Below are 25,027 nucleotides of genomic sequence, written 5' to 3' on the forward strand. Positions count from 1 at the left end.
AGAAACAACAATGAAATCCTTTGCTTTTGTCTTTCCGGGTCAGGGCTCGCAGGCGGTCGGCATGCTCGACGCCTGGGGCGATCACCCGGCCGTGGTCGAGACCTTGCGCGAAGCCTCCGAGGCGCTGGGCGAAGACATCGGCGCGCTGATCAAGAACGGTCCCAAGGAAGAGCTGGCGCTCACCACCAACACGCAGCCCGTGATGCTGGTGGCTGGCGTGGCCGCCTGGCGTGCCTGGCTGGCCGAAGGCGGCGCCACGCCGTCCGTGGTCGCCGGCCATTCGCTGGGCGAGTACTCGGCGCTGGTGGCTTCGGGCGTGCTCACGCTCGCGCAGGCCGCGCCGCTGGTGCGTTTCCGTGCACAGGCCATGCAGCAGGCCGTGCCGGTCGGCGTCGGCGCGATGGCGGCGATCCTCGGCATGGCGTCCGACAAGGTGGTCGCCGGCTGCGCCGAAGCCACCGCCACGTTCGGCCCCGGCAGCGCCGAAGTGGTCGAGGCCGTGAACTTCAACGATCCGATGCAGACCGTGATCGCCGGCAGCAAGGCCGCGGTCGACAAGGCCTGCGAGCTGCTGAAGGCCAACGGCGCCAAGCGCGCATTGCCGCTGCCGGTGTCGGCGCCGTTCCATTCGAGCCTGATGAAGCCCGCGGCCGAAGCCCTGCGCGAGAAGCTCGCGAGCGTGGCGCTGGCCGCGCCGCAGATTCCGGTGCTCAACAACATCGACGTGGCCGTCGAGACCGATGCCGACCGCATCCGCGACGCCCTGGTGCGCCAGGCTGCCGGCCCGGTGCGCTGGGTCGAGAGCGTTCAGGCCTTGAAACTGCGCGGTGCAACCGCCATCATCGAGTGCGGTCCCGGCAAGGTGCTGGCCGGCATGGTGAAGCGCATCGCCCCCGAACTGGAAGCCGCGTCGGTGTACGACCCGGCCACCCTCGCGGACGTCCGACAATCGCTCGCCGGCTGAACGCCGCCAGGCCCCGATACTTTTTCTCTTTTATGAGCACTCCTAAATTCGAAGGCCAGGTGGCCCTGGTCACCGGCGCAACGCGCGGCATCGGCGCCGCCATTGCGCTCGAACTCGCGCAGCGCGGCCTCAAGGTCGTGGGCACCGGCACCACCGACGACGGCGCTGCCAAGATCACCCAGGCGCTGAGCGCGTTCGACGGCCGTGGCCGTGCGCTTGACGTGAACGACGGTGCTGCCGTCGAAGCCCTGATCGACGAGATCGTGCAGGCTTACGGCGCGATCCACGTGCTGGTCAACAACGCCGGCATCACGCGCGACACGCTTGCCATGCGCATGAAGGACGACGACTGGGATGCGGTGCTCGACACCAACCTCAAGGCCGTGTTCCGCCTCTCGCGCGCGGTGATCCGCCCGATGATGAAGCAGCGCTATGGCCGCATCATCAGCATCACGAGCGTGGTGGGCGCGTCCGGCAATGCCGGCCAGGCCAACTACGCGGCCGCCAAGGCCGGCGTGTCGGGCATGACCCGTGCGCTGGCCCGCGAACTCGGCAGCCGCAACATCACGGTCAACTGCGTCGCGCCGGGCTTCATCGAAACCGACATGACGGCCAGCCTGCCGGAAGCCCAGCAACAGGCGCTGCTCTCGCAGATCCCGCTGGGCCACCTGGGCAAGCCGGCCGACATCGCGCATGCGGTGGCCTACCTCGCATCGCCGCAGGCCTCGTACGTGACGGGGCAGGAGCTGCACGTCAACGGCGGCATGCACATGTAGCCGAAAGGCGCAATCTTTTTCCGTACCGGAGCGCGGGGCAAATGCCACGGGCCGCCCGGCTAAAATCCACCAGTTACCTACAACCCTTAGAGGGAATCAAATGAGCGATATCGAAGCACGTGTCAAGAAAATCATCGCCGAGCAGCTCGGCGTGGAAGAGTCCCAAGTGACGAACGAAAAGGCTTTCGTGGCCGACCTCGGCGCTGACTCGCTCGACACGGTCGAACTCGTGATGGCACTCGAAGACGAGTTCGGCATCGAGATCCCGGACGAAGACGCAGAGAAGATCACGACGGTGCAGAACGCCGTCGACTACGCCACCAAGAATCAAAAGGCCTGATCGGCCAGCTGACACTGCAACGACGGCCGGCGGCTCTTTTTTCAACCGCCCGCGCCGCTCGGCAGCTGCTCAGCGCTTCCAGAAAGGTTTGCCGGCATGACCAAACGCCGCGTCGTCGTGACCGGACTCGGTTGCATCGCTCCTGTCGGAAACACCGCAACCGAATCCTGGACCAACCTGTTGGCCGGGAAGTCGGGCATTGCGAACATCACCGCGTTCGATGCAAGCGCCTTCGCCTGCAAGTTCGCCGGTGAGGTCAAGGGTTTCGACATCACCCAATACATCTCGGAGAAAGAAGCGCGTCACATGGACCGCTTCATTCATCTGGGACTCGCCGCCGCCATCCAGGCGGTGCAGGACAGCGGACTGCCGACCGGCGACGCGCTGTCTTATGAAAAGGCCGTGCGCATCGGCTGCAACATCGGCTCGGGCATCGGCGGTCTGCCGATGATCGAACAGACGCATGGCGAATACGCGAGCCGCGGCCCGCGCCGCATTTCGCCGTTCTTCGTGCCGGCGTCGATCATCAACATGATCTCGGGCCACGTCTCGATCAAGTACGGCTTCAAGGGCCCGAACATCGCAGTGGTTACCGCCTGCACCACCGGCCTGCATGCCATCGGCACGTCGGCACGCATGATCGAGTACGGCGATGCCGACGTCATGATCGCGGGCGGCGCCGAATCGACCATTTCTCCGCTCGGCATCGGCGGCTTCACCGCGCCTCGCGCATTGAGCACCCGCAACGACGATCCCACCACGGCCTCGCGCCCGTGGGACAAGGACCGCGACGGCTTCGTGCTGGGCGAGGGCTCCGGCGTGCTGGTGCTCGAAGAGTACGAACACGCCAAGGCGCGCGGCGCCAAGATCTACGCTGAGGTTTCAGGCTTCGGCATGACCGGCGACGCGTACCACATGACCGCGCCCGACGTCGACGGCCCGCGCCGTTCGATGGCGATGGCATTGGCCAATGCGGGTGTCAACGCCGACGAGGTCCAGTACCTGAACGCGCACGGCACCTCGACGCTGATCGGTGACCTCAACGAGACCAACGCGGTCAAGCTGGCGTTCGGCGATCACGCGAAGAAGCTCGTCGTCAATTCGACCAAGTCCATGACCGGCCACCTGCTGGGCGGCGCGGGCGGCATCGAATCGGTGTTCACGGTGCTTGCACTGCATCACCAGAAGAGCCCGCCGACGATCAACATCTTCAACCAGGATCCGGAGTGCGATCTCGACTACTGCGCCAACGAGGCGCGCGATCTGAAGATCGATGTCGCGGTCAAGAACAACTTCGGCTTCGGCGGTACCAACGGTACGCTGGTGTTCAAGCGCGCTTGAGCGTCGCTCTCCCATGCACAGCGCACCGTCGGTGACCTATCCGGTGGGGCGCACCCGCGGCGCAACCCGGATTCTCCTGGCTCTTTGGATCCTGGGCGTTTGCTGCGCGGGCGCGGCCTGCTATCTGTTCGATAGCAATGGCTGGCGCCAGTTGCTGCTGCTCCTCAGCGTCGTCTTTTCCGGTGTCGCCGCGGGCTTTGGCCTGCGGCGGGACGGTGCAGCCACGTTGCACTTCGACGGATCGCATTGGTCGCTGACCGGTGCCGATCCGTCGCGCGGCGTGCTTGCTGCACGCGCCATCGTGGCGCTTGATTTCCAGTCGCTGCTGCTGATCCGCTTGGCCGAGCCTGGCCGTGCTGCGCGCTGGGTCTGGCTCGAGCAGCGGGCCATGCCTGAGCGCTGGCGCGACGTGCGCCGCGCGGTCTACGCGCGGCCCCCGGCGGCCGAGCCGGCTGGCGACCCCTGGCGCGCGACCGCTCCGGCCGATGCGCCCTGACCCGTTTCGATGACCACTTCCTTGCCGCCCGCGCCCCCGGAGTCCGCGCCGCCCGATGGGGCGGCCGAGGCGTCGCGACCGGGTGAGGTCGACTTCCAGCTGGTCCAGCGCACCGTCGCGGGCGACCAGAAGGCGTTCGAGTTGCTGGTCATCAAGTACCAGCGTCGCATCGAACGCCTGATCGGACGCATGGTGCGCGATGTCGACCTGATCGAGGACATCGCCCAGGAAACCTTCATTCGCGCCTACCGCGCGCTGCACCAATTCCGTGGCGAGGCGCAGTTCTACACCTGGCTGTACCGGATCGCAGTGAACACCGCCAAGAAGGCGCTCGTGGACATGAAGCGCGATCCGACCGTCTCCGAAAGCGCATTGCGTTCGTCCTCGGACGACGAAGATGAAACTTACCGTCCTGGAAACGAACCAACCAGCGATGAAACCCCCGAATCGGTCATGGCGGCGAACGAAATCGCCAGTGCCGTCGAGGCTGCCATGGAAGCGCTCCCCACCGAGCTGCGCCAGGCGGTCACGCTGCGCGAGATCGAGGGGATGAGTTACGAAGAGATTGCCGAGGTCATGGATTGCCCGATCGGCACGGTGCGCTCGCGTATTTTCCGGGCGCGCGAGGCCATTTCGGCCAGGGTCAAGCCGCTGCTGGACAACCAGTCCGGCAAGCGTTGGTAGATCAGCAGGTGAATGACATGAATCAGACGATGACGGTTCGGGAACAGGTGTCCGCACTGGCGGACGGCCATTTGCAGGGCGAGGCGTTCGCGCGTGCGATCGAATCCGTCTGCGCCGAGGACGACTCGCGCGACGCCTGGCACGCCTACCACGTGGTGGGCGATGTGCTGCGCTCGTCGGCGCATTCGCGCTGCAGCGACACCTCGGCCTTCCTGGCGCGTTTTCAGCAGCGGCTCGCCGATGAGCCTGTCGTGATCGCTCCGCCCGCGTCCGTGGCCCCCCTGGCCGCCGTGCCGGCTGCGATGCCCGTGCGGCAGCGTGCCGAGGCGGCCAACGAGCCGGTGTTCCGCTGGAAGCTGGTGGCCGGCGCTGCGTCGCTGATGGCCGTGGCGGCCATCAGCTGGACGCTGGTCGGCAACGGTGCCGCGGTGCCCAACGGCGGTGCCCAACTGGCGGCGGTGCAACCGCCCGTGGCGAACTCGGTGCTGGCGGCCGCGGCCGGTGGCAGCGAGCTGCCGGGCAACGGCTCCCTGACGCCGACCCGCGTGCTGGTCGGCAATGGCAATCCGCAGGTCATGCTGCGCGATCCGCGCCTTGACCAGCTGCTCGAAGCCCACCAGCAGGCCGGTGGTGCATCGCAAATGCCGTCCGGTTTCCTGCGCAACGCCACCTTCGAGGGCCCCACGCGCTGATTGCGCGACCGTCGCCGCCTGCAATGACCGTTGTTCACATGCCGATTTCCGCACGCACCCTGGTGCTCGCGTTTGCTGTTCTTTGCCTGGGGCAGATGGCCACCGCGCAGACCCGCTACGGTGCGGCGAACACGAAGAGCGTGCCCTCGGCGCAGACCGACGAACCGCCGGCCATGGGCGTGACCGAGTGGCTGCAGCGCATGCATGCGGGCGCACGGCAGCGCAGCTACGTGGGCACCTTCGTGGTGTCGGCGCCAGGTGGCGACCTGTCGAGTGCGCGCATCTGGCATGTGCGCGACGGCGATCACCAGCTGGAGCGCATCGAAGCGCTGTCGGGCCCGCCGCGCTCGACCTTCCGGCGCAACCGCAACGTGATGACCTTCCTGCCCGAGGCGAAGGTCGTGAAGGTCGAGAAGCGTGAGAACCTCGACCTCTTCCCCAATCTGCCCGACAAGCCCGATTCGTCGGTGGGCGACTACTACGACGTGCGCGCCATCGGCAAGGACCGCGTCGCGGGCTTCGATGCCGACGTGGTGCAGCTGGTGCCGCGCGACGGCCTGCGCTTCGGCTACCGCATCTGGAGCGAACGCCGCTCCGGCCTCGTGGTGAAGCTCCAGACCGTCGACAGCGACACCCGCGTGGTCGAGCAGTCGGCGTTCTCCGAGCTGCAGCTCGATGCGCCCGTGAAGGCGCAGGCACTGGCGCAGATGATGGCCAACACGAGCGGCTACCGCATCGAGAAGCTCGAACTCGAGCGCAGCACGGCGCAGGACGAAGGCTGGATGCTGCGCACACCCGTGGCCGGATTCAAGCCCCGAAGCTTCTTCCGACGCCCCGCGCTGCCCGCCGGCGACGGCAAGCCGCCCAAGCCCGAGGCGACCACCGTCCAGTGGACCTTCTCCGATGGCCTGGCGACGGTCTCGCTCTTCATCGAACGCTACGATCCCACGCGCACGCCGGGCGACGGCGTGCTGACCATCGGCGCCACCAACGCGATCCGCCGGCGACTGCCCGCACCGGCCAGCGACTGGTGGCTGACCGCGGTCGGCGAGGTGCCGCAGCAGACGCTCAATGCCTTTGCCCAGAGCCTCGCGCGCACGCGCTGACGGGCGATGGGCTGACGCCGTGCAGGCGTTCGGGCTGAACCAAGCCGGCGCCGGGTACTCATAGCCTCTGTCGTTATTTGCAGCTCTGTTCTTTTTGAAAGACAACCGATGATGTTCAAAGTCGAGGGACACAAGCTTCGTTCCGGTCTGCTGGCCTTTGCGCTGGCAATGACGGCCGGCGCCACTTTCCTGCCGGTCGAGTCGGTGCATGCGCAGACGCGCACGCTGCCCGACTTCACCGACCTGGTCGACCAGGTCGGTCCGTCCGTGGTCAACATCCGCACCGTCGAGAAGGTCGCGCAGCGCGGCGGCGGCAACGGCGAGATGGACGAGGAGATGCAGGAGTTCTTCCGTCGCTTCTTCGGCCAGCCGCTGCCGGGCACGCCGCGCCAGGGGCCGCGCCCGAACCGTCCGCAGCAGGAAGAAGAGCGTCCGCGCGGCGTGGGCTCGGGCTTCATCCTGACGGGCGACGGCTACGTCATGACCAACGCACACGTGGTGGAAGACGCCTCCGAGGTGCTGGTCACGCTGCCCGACAAGCGCGAGTTCAAGGCCAAGATCATTGGCGCCGACAAGCGCACCGACGTGGCCGTGGTGAAGATCGAAGCCACGGGCCTGCCCGCGGTGAAGGTGGGCGACATCTCCAAGCTGCGCGTGGGCGAGTGGGTGATGGCGATCGGCTCGCCCTTCGGCCTGGAGAACACCGTCACCGCCGGCATCGTGAGCGCCAAGCAGCGCGACACAGGCGAGTACCTGCCGTTCATCCAGACCGACGTGGCCATCAACCCCGGCAACTCGGGCGGCCCGCTGATCAACATGCGCGGCGAAGTGGTGGGCATCAACAGCCAGATCTATTCGCGCTCGGGCGGCTTCATGGGCATCTCGTTCTCGATCCCGATCGACGAGGCCATCCGCGTCAGCGAGCAGCTGCGCACCTCGGGGCGCGTGTCGCGTGGCCGCATCGGCGTGCAGATCGACCAGGTCACGAAGGACGTGGCCGAGGCCATCGGCCTGGGCAAGGCGCAGGGCGCGCTGGTGCGCGGCGTCGAAGCCGGTTCGCCGGGCGAGAAGGCCGGCGTGGAGCCGGGCGACGTCATCACCAAGTTCGACGGCAAGGCGATCGAGAAGCCGAGCGACCTGCCGCGCCTCGTGGGCAACACCAAGCCGGGTACCAAGAGCACGTTGACCGTGTTCCGCCGTGGCAGCTCGCGCGACCTCAGCGTGACCATCGCCGAGATCGAGCCCGACAAGCCCGCCAAGCGCGCAACCGACCGCGATGAGCCGGCTGCGAAGCCGTCTGCTTCCGCGGCCCTCAAGTCGCTCGGCCTCGCGGTCAGCGACCTCAGCGATGCACAGAAGAAAGAGCTCAAGCTGAAGGGCGGCGTGAAGGTCGATGCCGCCAACGACGCCGCGGCACGGGCCGGCCTGCGTGAGGGTGACATCATCCTCGCGGTGGGCAATCTCGAGGTGGCGAATGCCCGCGAATTCGAGGCAGCGGTCGCCAAGGCGGACAAGGCCAAGTCGCTGAGCGTGCTCTACCGCCGGGGCGACTGGGCGCAGTACGCCCTGATCCGACCCGCACGCTGATACGGCGGCGGCGTCAAGTGGCCCCACCCGGCAGTCGGGTTTGGGGCCATTTTTTCGAGGTGTTTACGACGCTTCGGCGCCGGCCTCTAAAAAAATCCGAGGCCTTGAAAACGCCAAGATTTGTTTGCGATCACTAACTTATAAAAGGGCTAAGGACGAATTTCGGTAGAATAGACAGCTCCTGGCGGCCAGTCAGCGCATAAAGAGGGCGATGGCCTTCACGATGCGAGATGTCACACAGCCGTCCACCGGTGCTCCACAGATCGCCCACAAGTTGTTCAGCTACTGCTCCACCGATCCTGTTGATAAGTTGTGAGTATCTTTGATGTTGTGGACCTGCAACGAGCCCTTTGGACCCTGTTCCCGGATGTACGTGCTTCCCTTTTTGCCTACAATGAAGTTCCAACTACTGCAGTTGCCATTGCTTGTTGGTTCAGGGCGCGTCTCCAGAAGACGCGCCCTTTTTTCTTGGCCCCGCCCCTCGGCGCCCGAGCCAATTCAAGTACTTAAGCGTTCCCGTTGATGAATCACATCAGAAATTTTTCGATCATTGCGCACATCGATCATGGCAAGTCGACGCTCGCAGACCGTTTGATCCAACGTTGCGGCGGCCTCGCGGAACGCGAGATGGAAGCGCAGGTGCTCGACTCGATGGACATCGAAAAAGAGCGTGGGATAACCATCAAGGCGCAGACCGCCGCGCTGCACTACAAGGCACGCGATGGACAGGTCTACAACCTCAATCTGATCGACACGCCGGGCCACGTCGACTTCTCGTACGAAGTGAGCCGCTCGCTGTCGGCATGTGAAGGCGCATTGCTCGTTGTCGACGCATCGCAAGGCGTCGAAGCGCAGACGGTGGCCAACTGCTACACCGCGCTCGACCTCGGCGTCGAAGTGATCCCGGTGCTCAACAAGATCGATCTGCCGAACGCAGACCTCGACAACGCGCGCACCGAAATCGAAGACGTGATCGGCATCGACGCGACCGACGCGATTCCGTGCTCCGCAAAAACCGGCGTCGGCATCGACGACATCCTCGAGACCATCGTCGCGCGCATGCCCGCACCGCGCGGCAATCCCGACGGCCCGCTGCGCGCGATGATCATCGACAGCTGGTTCGACCCGTACGTCGGCGTCGTGATGCTGGTGCGCGTGGTCGATGGCCGCCTCGTGAAGGGCGAGCGCATCAAGATGATGGCGTCGGGTGCGATGTACAACGCCGACAGCATCGGCGTCTTCACGCCCGCCAACGAAGCGCGCGCGTCGCTCGAAGCCGGCGAGGTGGGCTACATCATCGCGGGCATCAAGGAACTGCAGGCGGCCAAGGTCGGCGACACGGTCACGCTGATCCGGCCCGGCACCGGTGGCGCCGCCGCCACGGCCACCGAGGCGCTGCCCGGCTTCAAGGAAATCCAGCCGCAGGTGTTCGCGGGCCTGTACCCGACCGAAGCCAGCGAGTACGACTCGCTGCGCGACGCGCTCGAGAAGCTCAAGCTCAACGATTCGTCGCTGCGATACGAACCCGAAGTGAGCCAGGCGCTGGGCTTCGGCTTCCGCTGCGGCTTCCTCGGCCTGCTGCACATGGAGATCGTGCAGGAGCGCCTGGAGCGCGAGTTCGACCAGGACCTGATCACGACCGCGCCCAGCGTGGTCTACCAGGTGGTGCGCAACGACGGCGAAGTGATCATGGTCGAGAACCCGTCCAAGATGCCCGACGTCGGCAAGATGGCGGAAATCCGCGAGCCCATCGTCACCGTTCACCTGTACATGCCGCAGGAATACGTCGGCTCCGTCATGACGCTGGCCAACCAGAAGCGTGGCGTGCAGCTGAACATGGCCTACCACGGCCGCCAGGTCATGCTGACCTACGAGATGCCGCTGGGCGAGATCGTGCTCGACTTCTTCGACAAGCTGAAGTCGGTGAGCCGCGGCTACGCCTCCATGGACTACGAGTTCAAGGAGTACCGCGCCTCCGACGTGGTGAAAGTCGACATCCTGCTCAACGGCGACAAGGTCGATGCGCTGTCGATCATCGTGCACCGCAGCCAGTCGCAGTACCGCGGCCGCGCGGTGGTGTCGAAGATGCGCGAGATCATTTCGCGCCAGATGTACGACGTGGCGATCCAGGCGGCCATCGGGGTCACGATCATTGCGCGTGAGACAATCAAGGCACTTCGCAAGAACGTGCTCGCCAAGTGCTACGGCGGCGACATCTCCCGCAAGAAGAAGCTGCTCGAGAAGCAGAAGGCGGGCAAGAAAAGAATGAAGCAGATCGGTTCCGTCGAAGTCCCGCAAGAGGCCTTCCTCGCGATTCTGCAAGTCGAAGACTGATCACCACGAACATGGCATACCTCACCACCCTGGTTCTCGCGGCGTTCGCCAGCTACGTCGGCGCCTGGTATTTCGGCGCGCTCGAAGGCAACTTCGCGCTGCTGCTGTTCGTGGCCACGGTGGTCACCGGGGTCTACTGGCTGGCCGAGCGTTTCTACTTCCTGCCGCAGCGCGAACGCGCCGCCGCCACGCTCGAGAGCTCCATCGCTGAACGCAACACGCGGCTGGCGGGGCAGGGCATCACCCAGGTCGACACCACCGACGCCAAGGCCAGCGAACGCCTGCTGATGCAGCCCTGGTGGCTCGACTGGACGGCGGGCCTGTTCCCGGTGATCCTGGTGGTGTTCCTGCTGCGCTCGTTCCTGTACGAACCCTTCAAGATTCCCTCGGGCTCGATGATGCCCACGCTGCTGACCGGCGACCTGATCCTGGTCAACAAGTTCACCTACGGCCTGCGCCTGCCGGTCGTCAACACCAAGCTCACCGACGGCACGCCGCTGGCGCGCGGCGACGTGGTGGTGTTCCGCTACCCGCCCAAGCCCAGCATGGACTACATCAAGCGCGTGGTCGGCATCCCGGGCGACGAGGTGGCCTACCTGAACAAGAAGCTCACGATCAACGGCCAGCCGGTGGGCAAGGCCCCGATCGCCGACTACCTCGATGGCGAGTCGATGCGCATCCTGAAGCAGTTCGACGAAGACCTCGGCGGCAAGCAGCACAAGATCCTCAACGACGAGAACGCCCCCGCCTTCGTGCCGGGTGCCAGCGACTTCCCGTTCCGCGAGAACTGCCGCTACTCGGTCGAGGGCGTGGTGTGCAAGGTGCCCGAAGGCAACTATTTCATGATGGGCGACAACCGCGATAATTCGGCCGATTCCCGTTTCTGGGGATTCGTACCGGACAAGAACATCGTGGGCAGGGCCTTCTTCGTCTGGATGAACTTCGGCGATCTCGGTCGCATCGGTCCGTTTCAATAATTAATCAACAGTCAACGTTACTGTTCGAGGGGTAAGAGGGCATGAGAACCAACAGTCGGTCCGTCCGTGGCAGTGCCGCGCACCAGCGCGGCATCTCGTTCATCGGCCTGGTGTTCGTCGCGGCGGTGCTGGGCTGCGTGGGCGTTGTCGTCGCGCAGGTCATTCCGACGCTGATCGAATGGCAGGCCATCGACAAGGCCGCCAACAAGGCCAAGGAAGGCGCCACGGTGCCCGAGATCCGCGCGATCTTCGACCGCGCCCAGGCCATCGACGACTTCAAGTCGGTGAGCGGCCGGGACCTCGAGATCAAGAAGGTGGGCGACAAGGTCGTCGTGTCGTATGCGTACGAGCGCGAGATCCCCCTGTTCGGGCCGGCCTACCTGACGCTCAAATACAAGGGCGCGTCCCGCTGACCGCGGTGTCGAACAAGAAGGTGGACGGCAGCCTCGTCGCGCTGCAGGCGCGCCTTCAGTACACGTTCTCGGACCCGCGCCTGCTCCAGCTCGCGCTCACGCACCGCAGTTTCTCGGCCGATCACAACGAGCGCCTCGAGTTTCTCGGCGACTCGGTGCTGAACCTGGCCGTCTCGCATCTGCTGTACATCCGCCTCTCGGAACTGCCCGAGGGCGACCTGTCGCGCGTGCGGGCCAACCTGGTCAAGCAGGACACGCTGCACCGGCTCGCGCTGGGGCTGGCGCTGTCGCCGTTGCTGCGCCTGGGTGAAGGCGAGGCCCGCTCGGGCGGCCCGAACCGGCCTTCCATCCTGGCGGACGCGCTCGAAGCGCTGATCGGCGCGGTCTACCTGGACGCCGGCTTCGCCGCCGCGCAGGCGCTGGTGCACCGGCTCTACGAGGCGGTCGAGATCAATCCGCGCATGGAAGCCGCCGCGAAAGACCCGAAGACCGAATTGCAGGAATGGCTGCAGGGCCACAAAATGAAGCTGCCGGTGTACCGCGTGGCAGCGACGCTGGGTGCAGCGCACAAGCAGACCTTCGATGTCGAGTGCGAGGTGCCCGAGCTGGGCCTTCGCGAGCGCGGCATCGGCGGCTCGCGCCGCGCCGGCGAGCAAGCTGCCGCGGCCGCCATGTTGATCCGGCTCAAGGCACGCGGCGCCGCGTGAAATCAGAATGAACGATGTAACCAATCCCGCAGCGGGACCCGAAGACACCGCAGGCGACACGCCTGCCACCGGGCCGCAGCACTGCGGCCTGATCGCCATCGTCGGCAAGCCCAATGTGGGCAAGTCGACGCTGCTCAATGCGCTGGTCGGCCAGAAGATCAGCATCACCTCGCGCAAGGCGCAGACCACGCGCCACCGCATCACCGGCATGCGCACGCTGGGCGCCACGCAGTTCGTGTTCGTCGACACGCCGGGTTTCCAGACCCTGCATGCCAACGCGCTGAACAAGTCGCTCAACAAGACCGTGCAGGGCGCGGTCGGCGACGTCGACCTGATCCTGTTCGTGGTCGAGGCCGGCAGCTTCACGCCGGCCGACGAGCGCGTGCTCAAGCTGCTGGGCAAGGGCATCCCCACGGTGCTGCTGGCTAACAAGCTGGACAACGTGCACCGCCGCGGCGACATCGCGCCCTGGCTGCAGACGATGCAGGCCAAGCACAGCTTCGCCGAGTTCGTGCCGATGTCGGCCAAGAACGCGAAGGACGTCGAGCGCCTGTTCGGCATCTGCGAGAAATACCTGCCCGAGCAGCCCTGGTTCTACGACGAAGACGAGCTCACCGACCGCAGCGAGAAATTCCTCGCCGGCGAGCTGGTGCGCGAAAAGCTCTTCCGCCTCACGGGCGACGAGCTGCCCTACACCTCGACCGTCATCATCGACAAGTTCGAGGAAGAGCCGCCCCAGAAGAAGGGCCAGAAGCGCCTGCTGCGCATTGCCGCCACCATCGTGGTCGAGCGCGACGGCCACAAGGCCATGGTGATCGGCGACAAGGGCGAGCGCATCAAGCGTATCGGCATGGAAACCCGCGTCGAGCTCGAGAAGCTGGCCGACGCCAAGGTGTTCCTCGAGCTGTGGGTGAAGGTGCGTTCGGGCTGGGCCGACGACGAGGCGCGCGTCCGCTCCTTCGGCTACGAATGAAGTGGCTGCCGCTCATCGCGTTTCGCATGAACCGGCTTACGTGCTCCATCGCTACGACTGGAGCGAGTCGAGCCTGATCCTCGAAGTCTTCACCCGCCACCACGGGCGCATCGCGCTCGTGGCCAAGGGGGCGAAGCGGCCGAGTTCCAATTTCCGTCCCGTGCTGCTGCCGCTGCAGCCGCTGCAGCTCAACTACGGCGGCGACGCCGAGATCCGCACGCTCAAGGGCGCCGAATGGATGGGCGGCCACGTCATGCCGACCGGCGAGGCGCTGCTCTCGGGCTACTACGTCAACGAACTCCTGCTGCGCCTGCTGGCGCGCGACGACGCGCACGAGGCGCTGTTCGACGCCTACGCCGGCGTGGTGCAGGTGCTGGCCGGCGACCACGCGGGCGCCCAGGCCGCGACGCAGGCCGCCGCGCTGCGCGCCTTCGAGCTGCTGCTGCTGCGTTCGGTCGGCCTGCTGCCCTCGCTCGACGTGCAGACGCTCACCCTGGAGCCGCTGGCGGCCCGCACGCGCTACACCCTCGTGCCCGAAGCCGGCCTGCGCCAGGCGGCCAAGGAGGAGGCTGCGCTGGCCGGCGCCGACTGGCAGGTGCTGCAGAGCGTGCTCGACGACCGCACCCCGTTCACCGCCACCCTGCGCGAGGTCGCGACGATGAACGCCGGCAGCAACAGTGCCCTGCGCAACCAGCTGCGGGCCTTGCTCAACTACCATTGCGGCGTGACCACGCTGCGCACGCGGCAGATGATGAGAGACCTGCAAGCGCTCTAGCCCGGCGCACGATCGATCGAAACGCCAACCTGAGAACCGAAGCCATGCGTCTGGGTGTCCTCGTCTACGTCGACGACAAGAAAGAAATCGTCGACGAGTTCCACTGGCTGTACCGGAGCATGATCGTCTCCGGCGTCTTCGCGCGCGGCGGCGAGCTGATCGCTGTGTGCCACCCGAACGTCATCGCGCAGCTGCCCACCGACGACCGCGTCGTCGTGATTCCGGGCCTGCCCTACGCCGACCAGCACGCCGAGTGGGCGGGTTACGGCTACATCAATTCGATCGCGAACCTGTGCGACCCGGCGGTGCTCGCCGTGTGCCGCAACTACGACGCGATCCTCAAGACCGACTGCGACACCTTCGTCACGCCGGCGCTGGCCAGCTTCGAGCCGACCGGCCTGTGCTTCGGCTTCGGCGCCTACGCGTACCAGGAAGAGGTGCGCCGTAAGCTGTCCGAGTGCAGTGCGCGCTGGGGCTTTCCGCATTCGGGGCTGCACAACGTGGGCGCCTCGGTGCTCGGGCCGACCGAGTTCGTGGGCAACTTCGTGCAAGCCCAACTCGACTACTGCCACAAGCTGCTCGACGAAGAGTTTCGCGACTTCCAGGGCGAGTGGCCCGGCTGGTGCAAGAACGTGCTCACCATGTACGCCGGCGAGCTGGCGCTGCGGCGCACCTACCCCCAACGCTGCTCGCTGGGCCTGCTCGACCACCTGCCGTACGCCGACCGCACCTTGGGTGGCGACGTGCTGCACATCCACGGCTGGCACACCGACCAGTACTGGTCCAAGCATCATTTCCGTGCCGGCGCCTACGACCACATGGCGCCCGGCGACATCGACAGGACGACGCTCGGCGGCTACTGTCACTGGCTTGCCGTCACCCCCACCGACGACCTCCGGGCCGGCGCGGGCGGCGCATGAACGAAGAGAAGAAAGCGATTGCGTCCATGAGCGATACCTCGTCCTCCCTCCTCGCACCACCACGGCCCTGTCGGTCAACCTCAACAAGGTGGCCCTGGTGCGCAACACGCGCCACCTCGGCATCCCGAGCGTGGTGGGCGCTGCCCAGGCCTGCCTGGCGGCGGGCGCGCAGGGCATCACCGTGCACCCGCGGCCTGACGCGCGCCACATCCGCGCGCACGACGTGAGCGACCTGTCGGAACTGCTCGCCAAGGACTGGCCGGCCATCGAGTTCAACATCGAAGGCAACCCTTTCCACAACCTGATGGACTTCGTGCGCGAGCTCAAGCCGCACCAGGCCACCTTCGTGCCCGACAGCGAAACCCAGTCGACCAGCGACCACGGCTGGAGCTTCCCCGAAGACGCCGAGCGCCTGCGCCCGCTGATCGCCGAAGCCAGGGCGCTGGGCGTGCGTGTGAGCCTGTTCATGGACCCGATCCCCGAGATGATGGCCGCCGTCAAGGCCGTGGGCGCCGACCGCGTCGAGCTCTACACCGAAGGCTACGCCGCCTCGCGCGGCACGCCGCAGGAAGCCGCCGTGCTCGCGCGCTACGTGGCCGCGGCGCAGGCCGCCCATGCGGCGGGCCTGGGCGTCAACGCCGGCCACGACCTGAGCCGCGACAACCTCACGCCGTTCCTGCGCGCGGTGCGCGGCGTGCACGAGGTGTCGATCGGCCATGCCTTCGTCGCCGATGCGCTCGAACTCGGGTACGCCGCGACCACGCGCGACTACCTGCGCTGCATCGCCGACGCCGCATGATCTACGGCATCGGGACCGACATCTGCGACGTGCGTCGCATCGCGGCCACCTTCGAGCGCCAGGGCGAGCGCTTCGCCCGCCGGGTGCTGAGCGACGCCGAGTTCGCCATCTGGCAGGCCCGTGCCGCACGCTGGCCCAAGCGCGGCCTGAGCTACCTTGCCACGCGTTTTTCCGCCAAGGAGGCCTTCAGCAAGGCCATCGGCCTGGGCATGCGCATGCCGATGAGCTGGCGCCTGTGCGAGATCGCCAACCTGCGCAGCGGCAAGCCGGTGATCGTGCTGCACGGCGAACTCAAAGACTGGTTCGAGGCGCAGGGCCTGACGGCGCACGTGACCGTCACCGACGAAACCGAGTACGCCGCCAGCTTCGTGGTGGTGGAAAAGGCCTGAACGAATCTCCGGCGCCGTTGCGCCTTGCCGACCGATCGACAGACATGACCGAACTGAACCACGCGCCGCTCCTCATCGATGTGGCCGGCACCGAACTCACCGCCGCCGACCGCCGGCGCCTCGCCAACCCGCACGTGGGCGGCGTGATCCACTTCACCCGCAACTGGCAGGACCGCGCACAGATGACCGCGCTGAACGCCGAAATCAAGGCGATCCGGCCCGATCTGCTGATCTGCGTCGACCACGAAGGCGGGCGCGTGCAGCGCTTTCGCACCGACGGCTTCACGCGGCTGCCCTCGATGCGCAGCCTGGGCGAGCTGTGGATGCACGATGCCCTGCGCGCTACGCAGGTCGCCACTGCGGCCGGGCAGGTGCTGGCCGGCGAGTTGCGCGCCTGCGGCGTCGACTTCAGCTTCGCGCCGGTGCTCGACCTGGACTACGGCGGCAGCAGCGTGATCGGCGACCGCAGCTTTCACCGCGACCCGCGCGTGGTCGCGCTGCTCGCCAAGAGCGTGATGCACGGCATGCTGCAGATGGGCATGCGCAACTGCGGCAAGCACTTTCCGGGGCATGGCTTCGTGCAGGCCGATTCGCACGTCGAGATCCCGGTCGACCGGCGCAGCCTGAAGGCCATCCTGGCCGACGACGCGCGGCCCTACGACTGGCTGGGCGGCACGCTCGCGGCCGTGATGCCGGCGCACGTGATCTACCCGAAGGTCGACAAGCGGCCGGCGGGTTTCTCTGAAAAATGGTTGAAGGACATCCTGCGCCAGCGCTTTGCGTTCGACGGCGCGGTGTTCAGCGACGACCTGAGCATGGAGGCCGGTCGCTACATCGACGGCCAGCTGCTGAGCTACACCGACGCGGTGCTGGCGGCGCTTGCGGCGGGTTGCGACCTGGCGCTGCTGTGCAACCAGAGCATCGGCGAGGGCCGGCCGCTGGACGAGATGCTCGACGGCTTCACCGCCGCGGCGGCCGATGGTCGCTGGCAGGGCGATGCGGCCAGCGAGGCGCGGCGCCGGTCGCTGCTGCCGGGCGATGAAGCGCTCGACTGGCAGGCGCTCACGGCCTCGGCGCGCTACGTGCAGGCGCAACGCCTGCTGGCCGGCGCTCAGTCGCGGAAGGGCCGCACCGGCAGCTGATTCGCCGCGGGGCCGAGCAAGGCGGCCACCTCGGGCGTCTCGAACAGCGACTCCAGCCAGGGCTTGTCGGCCAGGCCGGCCTGGAAGAACACCTGCAGCAGCCGCAGGGTTTCGGTGCGCAGCGCGCGCGTCAGCATTTCAGCGTCGATCCGCAGCGTGCCGGCGGACGCTGCGCAGGCCTGCGCCACGGTGCGCAGCAGCTGTTCGGCGAAGTCGCGCTGCGGCGGCCACAGGTGCGCGTAGAGCTGGGCTATGAGGTCGATGTCTTCCACACGGTTGCGCGGCAGCAGGTGACGCAGCACCGCGCGCCGCGCGCGCATGGCGAGCGAGGCGGCGTGCGCGAGGTCTGCTGGCGGCGCGGCCGGCGCGGGGCGATGCAGCACCTCCGGAATGACAGCGAAGTGCGCGCCGGCCACGATGCAGCGGCACAGCATCTGCAGGCCGTCGTGCACCGCGAACTCGGGGTCGTGGCGCACGCCGGTGCGTTCCAGGAAGCGGCGGCGGACCAGGCAGGCCGACAGTCGCAGCGGCTCGGGGCCCAGCGCTTCGGCCACGATCTCGTCGTGCCGCTGGGCGTATTTCAGCGGCCCGGCGGGCGTCTCGCTCCAGCAGCCGACGATGTCCAGGTCCGGGCAGGCGGCGAGCAGTGCAGCTTGCCGCTGCAGGCGGCCGGGCAGGGCGCGGTCGCTCGCATCGGCGAAGACGACGTGCTCGCCGGTGGCTTGTGCGAGCGCGAGGTTGCGCAAGGTGGCGCGGTCGCACGGTACGGGCAGCGCGATCCAGCGCAGGTCGGGGGCGATGGCGCGCGCCTCGCTTTCGGCCGCTGCGGGAAGGCCTGCCGCCACCACGACCAGTTCCAGCGCCACGTCGGCTTGTGTCGTCCAGTCGCGCAGGTCCTGCAGCCAGTCATCACCGCTGCCGTCGGGTGTCAGGCAGACCGACACGCGCGGCATCGCCACGGGCGGCACGCGGTCGGGCTGCTGGGCGCGCCAGGCGAAGTAGCGTTCGAGCGCGGGGCCGATGTCCGGCGGCGCGAAGGCCCGCTCGAGCGTGTCGAGCCCGTCGCGTTCGAGCTGCGCGCGGCGCGGCGCATCGGCGACCAGCGCGACCACGGTGTCGACCAGCTGGTCGTAGGGCACGCCCACCACCGCATCGCGGAAGGCGGGGTCGATCTCGCTGTCGGGGTAGAGCTCGCAGACCACGGCCTTGCGATGGCGCAGCAGGATCGACAGCCGCGGCGTCTCGACCACGCGGGACTCTTCCCAGTTGTGCAGGTTCAGCATGACCTTGGCGCGGCGCATGCGGTCTTCGCGCTCGGCCTGGGTCCAGAATCCGCCGCGCGTCATCTCGACGCGCAGGCCGCGCGCCATCAGCGCTTCCAGCACGTCGATCCGACGCTGCGTGAACGAGCCGAAGAAGCAGACGTCGATGTCGCGCTCCTCCTCGGGCAGGACTTCCGACAACGGCAGGATGCGGGCCGCGTCGGGCTCCCAGCCCAGCGGCACGTAGTCGGCGTGCTGGTAGCCGAGCTCGCGGTGGCGATGGAAGTTGGTCTTGCTGTACTCCCACAGGTAGCAGCGCGGGAGCAGGTCGAGGTAGCGGTCGTTCCAGGCATGCGTGCCTTCGACCATCGGTTCGAAGTTGACGACGATGCAATTCGGGTGGAACGGCGCGAGGCTCTTCCAGGGGAAGTTCCAGAAGAAGAACAGGATGTTGATCGCGCCGGGGTCGATGTTCGCCGGCGTGTAGCTCGTCGGGTAGCCCAGCCGCTCGGCCGCCAGGCGGTAGGTCCGCACGATGTCGCCGCAGACCGCGTCTTCGGACAGTGACGTGAAGTGCAGCCGTGGCAGGGTCATGGGCGACGACTGTACCGGGTCAGTCCGCGGCCGGCGCGCCCACCGCCGCGGGCCACAGCGGCGCACCGCCCGCCTCCAGGTGCGTCAGGTACAGGCGCAGCTCGAACTCGAAGCGGTGGTACTCGGGCTCCATGTGCGTGCACAGCGCGTAAAAGGGCTTGTCGTGGTTCTTCTCGCGCGTGTGGGCCAGCTCGTGCACGACGATCATGCGCAGCCATTCGAGCGGCACGGTCTTGAACAGGCTGGCCACGCGGATCTCGCGCTTGGTCTTGAGCTTGCTGCCCTGCACGCGCGCGATGGTAGTGTGGGTGCCCAGCGCATGGCGCACCACATGCAGCTTGCTGTCGAACACGGCCTTGGCCAGCGGCTCGGCCTTGCGCATGTACTCGCCCTTGAGCTCGCAGGCGTAGTCGTACAGCGCGCGGTCGGTGCGGATGTCGTGCAGGCCGGCGTAGCGTCCGCGCAGCAAGGCGCCGAGCTTGTCGGCGGCCATCAGCTCGCTCACCTGCGCCAGCAGCGCGGGCGGGTACGCGGACAGGTACTTCATCTGCGGCTCACCCCGCCGTGCGCGCCGAGTAGGCGAGCCCGGCCGCGACGCCGCCGAGCAGGTCGCCTTCGATCAGCGGTACGCCCGCGAAGCTCGCGCGCAGCGCCCGCTGGAACGGGCGCAGGGCCGACGAGCCGCCGGTGAGGTAGATGGCGTCGAGGTCGCCGCTGCGCAGGCCGGCGCGCTTCACGCAGGCGTGGGCACAGGCCACCACGTTCTCCAGCGGTGCCGCGAGCTGCTGCGCCATGTCGGTCGGCGTCAGCGCCGAGGCCAGCCCCGCCTCGATGCACGACAGGTCGATCTGCACCTCGGCGTCGCTGACCGAGCCGTTGATCTTGGCCTGCTCGACCTCGCTGGCGATGCGGTGGCCGTGGCGCTCCTCGAGCACCGTCATCAGGCGGTCGTGCAGCTGGCGGTCGCTGTAGCTGGTGCGCAGCTCGCGCGCCTGGCGCACCGCCTTCGGGGCGTAGAGCCAGTTGATCAGGTGCCAGGATGACAGCTCGAAGAACACCTTGCTGGGCACCTCGCGCCCGCTCGGGCCGAGGTGGCGCAGCCCGAGCAGCGGCATCACGCGCTCCAGGTTCAGGCGCTGGTCGAAGTCGGTGCCGCCGATGTGCACGCCGCTGGTGGCCAGCACGTCGTCGGCGCGATCGGCGCGCGCCATGCGCTCGGGGCCCAGGCGCACCACGGTGAAGTCGGAGGTGCCGCCGCCGATGTCGACGATCAGGATCAGCGACTCGCGCGTGACGCGTTGCTCGTAGTCGAAGGCTGCGGCAATGGGCTCGTACTGGAAGGACACGTCGCGCAGGCCGGCGGCGCGCGCGGCGTGGCGCATGCTTTCCTCGGCGCGCTGGTCGCGCTTGGCGTCGTCGTCGACGAAATGCACCGGGCGGCCGATGACCACGCGCTCGGGGCGCTGCCCCAGCTCGCGTTCGGCGCGCGTCACCAGCTCGTGCAGGAAGCGCGCGATGATGTCCTCGAAGCTGACCAGTCCGTCGTAGACGGCGGTTTTTTCCTGCATCAGCGGGCTGCCGAGCAGGCTCTTGAGCGAGCGCATGAGCCGGCCTTCGACGCCGGACAGGTACAGCGCGATGGCGTCGCGGCCGAAGTGCGTGCTGCGGTCCTCGGCGTTGAAGAAGAGGGCGGTCGGCAGCGTGGTGGCGCTGCCCTCGATGGGCAGCAGGCGCGCGGCCTCGCCGGGGGAGGCAAAGGAAACCGCGGAATTCGAAGTGCCGAAATCGATGCCGATGGCCGGGGTGCGTAAGGGATTCATTCAAGCAGGAAATCGGAGGGCCCAAGAGTGTAGAGGGTCGGCCGGAGCGCGCGATAGACTGCGCCCCAATGACCACCCCACCCGGACGCCGTCGATGCCGCTGTGCCTGACCTTCTTCGACCGGCTCGACGAGCCGGTGCTGCGCAACCACAGCCACTACTGCCGCCGTTTCGGCTACCCCCATGCCTGGGTGGAGAGCGAGGGCGCCGGGCATCCGGCACTGCGCGACTGCGCCAAGTACGCCGAGATGCTGCGCCGCCTGCGCGGCCTCGACGAAGGCGACTGGCTGCTCTTTCTCGACGGCGATTCGGTGGTGTTCCACCCGGTGGCTGTCGAAACGCTCCTGGAAGGCCGCGACCTGCTTGTGGTGGACGGACCCAAGGGCCTGCCGCTGTGCAACCTGATGATCCTGCGCAACACGGCGGCCAACCGCGCGCTGCTGCATGCGCTCATCCGGGCGGCGAGCCAGGTGGTGGCGCGCGTCACGCCCCGCCTCGACGCCGCGGCGCTGCTGCGTCCGGCCGGCATGCTGTCGTGCAACGGGCTCATCGGCGACTGCTACGTGAACGTCTCGTGGCGCATCGCGAACTGGTTCACCGCCCGCATCTTCGTGGTGCACCTGGCGCCCCTGGTGGAGCTGGATGCCGAGGGTCGCGTGGTGGAAGAGCTGCTGCACGACGCGAACCTGCAGCGCCTGCTGGTGCGCCGGGTGAACGCGGCGCTGATCGACGGCGAGCCCGTGCTGCCGCCGCCGGCCTACCCGGCGATCTCGGAAGACGCCTATTCATGCGTCCACCCGCAGGCGCCCATTGCCTTCGTCACGCTCTACACGCACCACATCAACGACTACGCGCGCGTGTCGGAGCACAACGTGCGGCGCTACTGCGAGCGGCACGGGTACGGCTACCACGTCTACCGCGCCATCCCGGGCGAGCTCGATCCGTCGATCAGCGGCGCTTGGGTGAAAAGCTGGCTCGTGAAGCGGCATCTCGCGCAGCACCAGTGGGTGGTGTGGATCGACGCCGACACGCTGTTCGTCAACCAGACCCAATGCATCGAGCCGCTGCTCGAAGGCCGCGACCTGCTGTTCGCCAAGGACATCGGCGCGTGGGACGTCAACTCGGGCGTGATGGGGTTCCGCCACACCGAGCGCAACCTCGAACTGCTCACGCAGCTGTGGGAGCGCATCACCGGCGTCGACGACAAATCGACCGTGTACGCCAGCCAGGGCGACCAGTACTACACGAACGTGGTGCTGGGCGAACACGGCCTGATCGGTGATGCGGTCGTGACCGACCTGCTGAGCATCAACACGCCGCCACACCTGGCAGGCGGCGACAGCCTGCTGGTGCACTTCGTGGGGCTCGGGGAGCCCTACCGGTCGGTGTACATGGCGGACGTCGACGCGCGCTCCAAGCGCCTGGGCTGAGCGGGCGGCACGCGCCGCGCTTCAGCCGCCGAAGGTGTAGGTCGTCGGATAGCTGTTCGACGCCATCTCGCGCTCGCTGTCGTCGCAGAAGTCGCCGTGGTGCGGGCTGAGCAGATAAAGGTTGCGATCGGCGCACAGCCGCGCCAGGTCGTCGGCCGATGCGACCTGCAGCGAGAGCCCGCCCAGCGTCAGCACCAGGGGGAAGGGCTCGGCCTGGTGGCGCTCGTAGATGCCGCGGCCTTCGCCGAGGTAGTCGAGCCGGTGGTCGATCACGCGAAAGCCCGTCTGGTAGAACATCTTGCGCGCATCGAAGTCCGTGAAGAAGCGCAGGTGCGTGAAGTCGAGCAGGCCCCAGTGGGTGTAGCGCCAATGCCCGCGCATGGCGTCGTACAGCATCGGCAGGTTGGACGCGTTCGGCAGGCTGACCAGGATCTGCGCATCCGGCGCGACGATGCGCTTCAGGCCGCTGAGCAGCTGCCACGGATTGACGAGGTGCTCGAGCACGTCGAACAGGCACACGAGGTCGAAGGGGCGCGTGAGCCCCATCGCGGCGAAGTCGACGGTTTCCACGTCCTGCTCGACGACCTTGTCGAAATGTTCGCGCGCCACCTGCGCCGCCGAGGCGTTGAACTCGCAGCCCCAGAGTTCGCAGCCGGGGTGGCGCCGGCGCAGTTCGTGGCCCACGCCACCGGAGCCGCACCCGATGTCGAGGGCGACCGTGGGAGGACGCTGGATCATGTCCAGGCACTCGGGCCTGGGGTTGAACGGGTAGACGTATTCCTTCTTGTCGCGGTCTTGCCAGAGAAAGTCGGTCACGGACAGCGTCCCCGTCGGGTGGGTCAGCCTTCCCGGCGCAGCGCCGGGAACAGGATCACGTCGCGGATGCTCGGCGAATCGGTCAGCAGCATCATCAGGCGGTCGATGCCGATGCCGCAGCCGCCGGTGGGCGGCATGCCATATTCGAGCGCACGCACGAAGTCGTGGTCGTAGAACATGGCTTCGTCGTCGCCACTGTCCTTGGCGGCCACCTGCGCGTTGAAGCGCGCGGCCTGGTCTTCGGCGTCGTTCAGCTCGCTGAAGCCGTTGCCGAATTCGCGGCCGGTGATGTACAGCTCGAAACGCTCGGTGACTTCGGGGCGCTCGTCGTTGGCGCGTGCCAGCGGCGAAATCTCGGTCGGGTGCTCCATGATGAAGGTCGGCTGCCAGAGCTTCTCTTCCACGGTCTCCTCGAAGTACATGACCTGCAGGCTCGCGAGGCTGCGCTGCGAGAGCTTGTCCTTTTCTTCGCTCAGGCCGAGCTTGCGCAGGGCGTTGATGAGCCAGGCGGTGTCGTCCACGCCATCACCGGCGTCGGTGTGCTTGAGGATCGCTTCGCGGATCGTCAGGCGCTCGAAGGGCTGCGTGAGGTCGACGGCCTTGCCGCCGTAGGTGAGCTGCTGCGTGCCCACGGCCTTGTCGGCGATGGTGCGGATCAGCGTCTCGGTGAAGTCCATCAGGTCGCGGTAGTTCCAGTAGGCCGCGTAGAACTCCATCATCGTGAACTCGGGGTTGTGCCGCACCGAGATGCCTTCGTTGCGGTAGCTCCGGTTGATCTCGAACACGCGCTCGAAGCCGCCGACGATCAGGCGCTTGAGGTACAGCTCGGGCGCGATGCGCAGGAACATCTCCTGGTCGAGCGCGTTGTGGTGCGTCTTGAACGGCTTGGCGTTCGCGCCGCCCGGAATGGGGTGCAGCATGGGCGTCTCGACCTCGAGGAAGTCGTTGGCCACCATGAACTCGCGCAGCGCGCTCACGGCCTTGCTGCGCGCGGTGAAGCGCACGCGGGCCGACTCGTCGGTGATCAGGTCGACATAGCGCTGGCGGTACTTCTGCTCCTGGTCGGCCATGCCGTGGAACTTGTCGGGCAGCGGACGCAGGCTCTTGGTGAGCAGGCGCAGGCGGCTGACCTTGATCGACAGCTCGCCAGTCTTGGTCTTCATCAGCGTGCCTTCGGCACCGAGGATGTCGCCGAGGTCCCAGCGCTTGAAATCGGCATACGCCTCTTCGCCGATGGCGTCGCGCGTCACGTACAGCTGGATGCGGCCGGTGGCGTCCTGCACGGTCGCGAAGCTGGCCTTGCCCATCACGCGCTTGAGCATCATGCGGCCGGCCACGCTGACGGCGACGGCCTGTGCTTCAAGGGCTTCCGGCTCGGTGCCACCGTGCTGCTCGACCAGCGCCGCGGCGCGGTGGCCGGGTTTGAAGTCGTTCGGGAACGCGACCCCCTTGCCTTCGGTCTGCGCCGTGCGCAGCAGCTTGAGCTTTTCGCGGCGTTCGACGATGAGCTGGTTGTCGTCGGCCGTGGACGTGGGAGAAGAGGAGGGCAGTTGTTCGTCGGACATGGGAGGCGTGTGGGGGCGCAGCAAGAAGAGGGAGGGTGTGCGCGGGCCGTGCATTTTAGCCCATCGGCCTTGAGCGGAATCGGCCTGAAGCGCCCGTCAGTTCTGTGAGGGTTGCTATCAAAAGTG

At 67.2% G+C, this 25,027-nt stretch carries 25 protein-coding genes; 20 read left to right on the forward strand and 5 right to left on the reverse strand.

All coding sequences use genetic code 11. From position 1 onward, the window contains the following. Nucleotides 1-10: 10 nt before the first annotated feature. From fabD to nagZ, 19 genes are all read left to right on the forward strand, one after another. Nucleotides 11-964, forward strand: coding sequence for an ACP S-malonyltransferase (fabD, locus tag ACAM52_RS03010; RefSeq protein ID WP_307586661.1), 954 nt, complete (start codon nucleotides 11-13; stop codon nucleotides 962-964). A 32-nt stretch (nucleotides 965-996) separates the two neighbouring features. Next, the gene (fabG, locus tag ACAM52_RS03015; RefSeq protein ID WP_062475549.1) at nucleotides 997-1,740 is read left to right on the forward strand and encodes a 3-oxoacyl-ACP reductase FabG; all 744 of its coding nucleotides are present in this window, start codon (nucleotides 997-999) and stop codon (nucleotides 1,738-1,740) included. Between the two features lie 100 nt (nucleotides 1,741-1,840). Next, nucleotides 1,841-2,080, forward strand: coding sequence for an acyl carrier protein (acpP, locus tag ACAM52_RS03020; protein WP_007830471.1), 240 nt, complete (start codon nucleotides 1,841-1,843; stop codon nucleotides 2,078-2,080). 96 nt (nucleotides 2,081-2,176) lie between these two features. Next, nucleotides 2,177-3,421, forward strand: coding sequence for a beta-ketoacyl-ACP synthase II (gene fabF, locus ACAM52_RS03025; protein ID WP_354342747.1), 1,245 nt, complete (start codon nucleotides 2,177-2,179; stop codon nucleotides 3,419-3,421). A 13-nt stretch (nucleotides 3,422-3,434) separates the two neighbouring features. Beyond that, nucleotides 3,435-3,917: a hypothetical protein gene (locus tag ACAM52_RS03030; RefSeq protein ID WP_369646083.1), complete on the forward strand. Its 483-nt coding sequence runs from the start codon at nucleotides 3,435-3,437 to the stop codon at nucleotides 3,915-3,917. A gap of 9 nt (nucleotides 3,918-3,926) precedes the next feature. Beyond that, nucleotides 3,927-4,601 carry an RNA polymerase sigma factor RpoE gene (gene rpoE, locus ACAM52_RS03035; protein WP_369646084.1) on the forward strand — a complete coding sequence of 225 codons (675 nt, stop codon included), beginning with the start codon at nucleotides 3,927-3,929 and terminating at the stop codon, nucleotides 4,599-4,601. Between the two features lie 17 nt (nucleotides 4,602-4,618). Beyond that, nucleotides 4,619-5,293: a sigma-E factor negative regulatory protein gene (locus ACAM52_RS03040; RefSeq protein ID WP_369646085.1), complete on the forward strand. Its 675-nt coding sequence runs from the start codon at nucleotides 4,619-4,621 to the stop codon at nucleotides 5,291-5,293. A gap of 38 nt (nucleotides 5,294-5,331) precedes the next feature. Continuing rightward, nucleotides 5,332-6,399 carry a MucB/RseB C-terminal domain-containing protein gene (locus tag ACAM52_RS03045; RefSeq protein ID WP_235926396.1) on the forward strand — a complete coding sequence of 356 codons (1,068 nt, stop codon included), beginning with the start codon at nucleotides 5,332-5,334 and terminating at the stop codon, nucleotides 6,397-6,399. Nucleotides 6,400-6,507: 108 nt separating this feature from the next. Continuing rightward, nucleotides 6,508-7,986 (forward strand): DegQ family serine endoprotease, encoded by a 1,479-nt coding sequence (locus tag ACAM52_RS03050; RefSeq protein WP_369646086.1) that lies wholly within the window; start codon nucleotides 6,508-6,510, stop codon nucleotides 7,984-7,986. A gap of 522 nt (nucleotides 7,987-8,508) precedes the next feature. Then, a complete protein-coding gene (gene lepA / locus ACAM52_RS03055) occupies nucleotides 8,509-10,320 on the forward strand; it encodes a translation elongation factor 4 (protein ID WP_070062248.1) in 1,812 nt (603 codons plus the stop codon). Nucleotides 10,321-10,331: 11 nt separating this feature from the next. Beyond that, complete coding sequence (lepB, locus tag ACAM52_RS03060; RefSeq protein ID WP_062475534.1) at nucleotides 10,332-11,297, forward strand: signal peptidase I; 966 nt, start codon at nucleotides 10,332-10,334, stop codon at nucleotides 11,295-11,297. Between the two features lie 41 nt (nucleotides 11,298-11,338). Continuing rightward, nucleotides 11,339-11,710 carry a DUF4845 domain-containing protein gene (locus tag ACAM52_RS03065; RefSeq protein ID WP_062475531.1) on the forward strand — a complete coding sequence of 124 codons (372 nt, stop codon included), beginning with the start codon at nucleotides 11,339-11,341 and terminating at the stop codon, nucleotides 11,708-11,710. Between the two features lie 20 nt (nucleotides 11,711-11,730). Further along, nucleotides 11,731-12,417, forward strand: coding sequence for a ribonuclease III (gene rnc, locus ACAM52_RS03070; RefSeq protein WP_056572447.1), 687 nt, complete (start codon nucleotides 11,731-11,733; stop codon nucleotides 12,415-12,417). A 7-nt stretch (nucleotides 12,418-12,424) separates the two neighbouring features. Beyond that, a complete protein-coding gene (gene era, locus ACAM52_RS03075; protein WP_056572080.1) occupies nucleotides 12,425-13,390 on the forward strand; it encodes a GTPase Era in 966 nt (321 codons plus the stop codon). A 1-nt stretch (nucleotide 13,391) separates the two neighbouring features. Beyond that, nucleotides 13,392-14,165, forward strand: a complete 774-nt coding sequence (recO, locus tag ACAM52_RS03080; protein ID WP_369646087.1) for a DNA repair protein RecO — start codon at nucleotides 13,392-13,394, stop codon at nucleotides 14,163-14,165. A gap of 44 nt (nucleotides 14,166-14,209) precedes the next feature. Next, entirely contained in the window at nucleotides 14,210-15,085 is an 876-nt protein-coding gene (locus ACAM52_RS03085) for a hypothetical protein (protein WP_369646088.1), read from the forward strand. 97 nt (nucleotides 15,086-15,182) lie between these two features. Continuing rightward, the gene (locus tag ACAM52_RS03090; RefSeq protein WP_369646089.1) at nucleotides 15,183-15,884 is read left to right on the forward strand and encodes a pyridoxine 5'-phosphate synthase; all 702 of its coding nucleotides are present in this window, start codon (nucleotides 15,183-15,185) and stop codon (nucleotides 15,882-15,884) included. Further along, nucleotides 15,881-16,273 (forward strand): holo-ACP synthase, encoded by a 393-nt coding sequence (gene acpS, locus ACAM52_RS03095; RefSeq protein WP_056572075.1) that lies wholly within the window; start codon nucleotides 15,881-15,883, stop codon nucleotides 16,271-16,273. The genes ACAM52_RS03090 and acpS overlap by 4 nt, the downstream gene beginning before the upstream one ends. Nucleotides 16,274-16,317: 44 nt before the next feature. Next, nucleotides 16,318-17,415 (forward strand): beta-N-acetylhexosaminidase, encoded by a 1,098-nt coding sequence (gene nagZ / locus ACAM52_RS03100; RefSeq protein WP_369646090.1) that lies wholly within the window; start codon nucleotides 16,318-16,320, stop codon nucleotides 17,413-17,415. On the opposite strand, the gene ACAM52_RS03105 is transcribed toward nagZ, so the two are convergent. From ACAM52_RS03105 to ACAM52_RS03115, 3 genes are read right to left on the reverse strand one after another with little or no spacing between them, the layout of a single operon-like run. Further along, entirely contained in the window at nucleotides 17,385-19,271 is a 1,887-nt protein-coding gene (locus ACAM52_RS03105) for a glycosyltransferase (RefSeq protein ID WP_369646091.1), read from the reverse strand. The genes nagZ and ACAM52_RS03105 overlap by 31 nt on opposite strands. 19 nt (nucleotides 19,272-19,290) lie before the next feature. Continuing rightward, nucleotides 19,291-19,818, reverse strand: coding sequence for a YgjP-like metallopeptidase domain-containing protein (locus tag ACAM52_RS03110; protein ID WP_369646092.1), 528 nt, complete (start codon nucleotides 19,816-19,818; stop codon nucleotides 19,291-19,293). A 7-nt stretch (nucleotides 19,819-19,825) separates the two neighbouring features. After that, nucleotides 19,826-21,091 (reverse strand): Hsp70 family protein, encoded by a 1,266-nt coding sequence (locus ACAM52_RS03115; protein WP_095746459.1) that lies wholly within the window; start codon nucleotides 21,089-21,091, stop codon nucleotides 19,826-19,828. Nucleotides 21,092-21,185: 94 nt separating this feature from the next. Here ACAM52_RS03115 and ACAM52_RS03120 point away from each other — a divergent pair, with 94 nt between their 5' ends. Continuing rightward, nucleotides 21,186-22,520: a galactosyl transferase GMA12/MNN10 family protein gene (locus tag ACAM52_RS03120; protein ID WP_369646093.1), complete on the forward strand. Its 1,335-nt coding sequence runs from the start codon at nucleotides 21,186-21,188 to the stop codon at nucleotides 22,518-22,520. Nucleotides 22,521-22,541: 21 nt separating this feature from the next. Here ACAM52_RS03120 and ACAM52_RS03125 read toward each other — a convergent pair whose 3' ends face one another. Beyond that, nucleotides 22,542-23,336: a class I SAM-dependent methyltransferase gene (locus ACAM52_RS03125; protein ID WP_369646094.1), complete on the reverse strand. Its 795-nt coding sequence runs from the start codon at nucleotides 23,334-23,336 to the stop codon at nucleotides 22,542-22,544. Between the two features lie 23 nt (nucleotides 23,337-23,359). After that, nucleotides 23,360-24,901, reverse strand: coding sequence for a lysine--tRNA ligase (lysS, locus tag ACAM52_RS03130; RefSeq protein ID WP_062475499.1), 1,542 nt, complete (start codon nucleotides 24,899-24,901; stop codon nucleotides 23,360-23,362). Nucleotides 24,902-25,027: the final 126 nt, after the last annotated feature.

This window comes from Variovorax sp. V118 (genome assembly GCF_041154445.1).
Lineage (GTDB): Bacteria > Pseudomonadota > Gammaproteobacteria > Burkholderiales > Burkholderiaceae_C > Variovorax > Variovorax boronicumulans.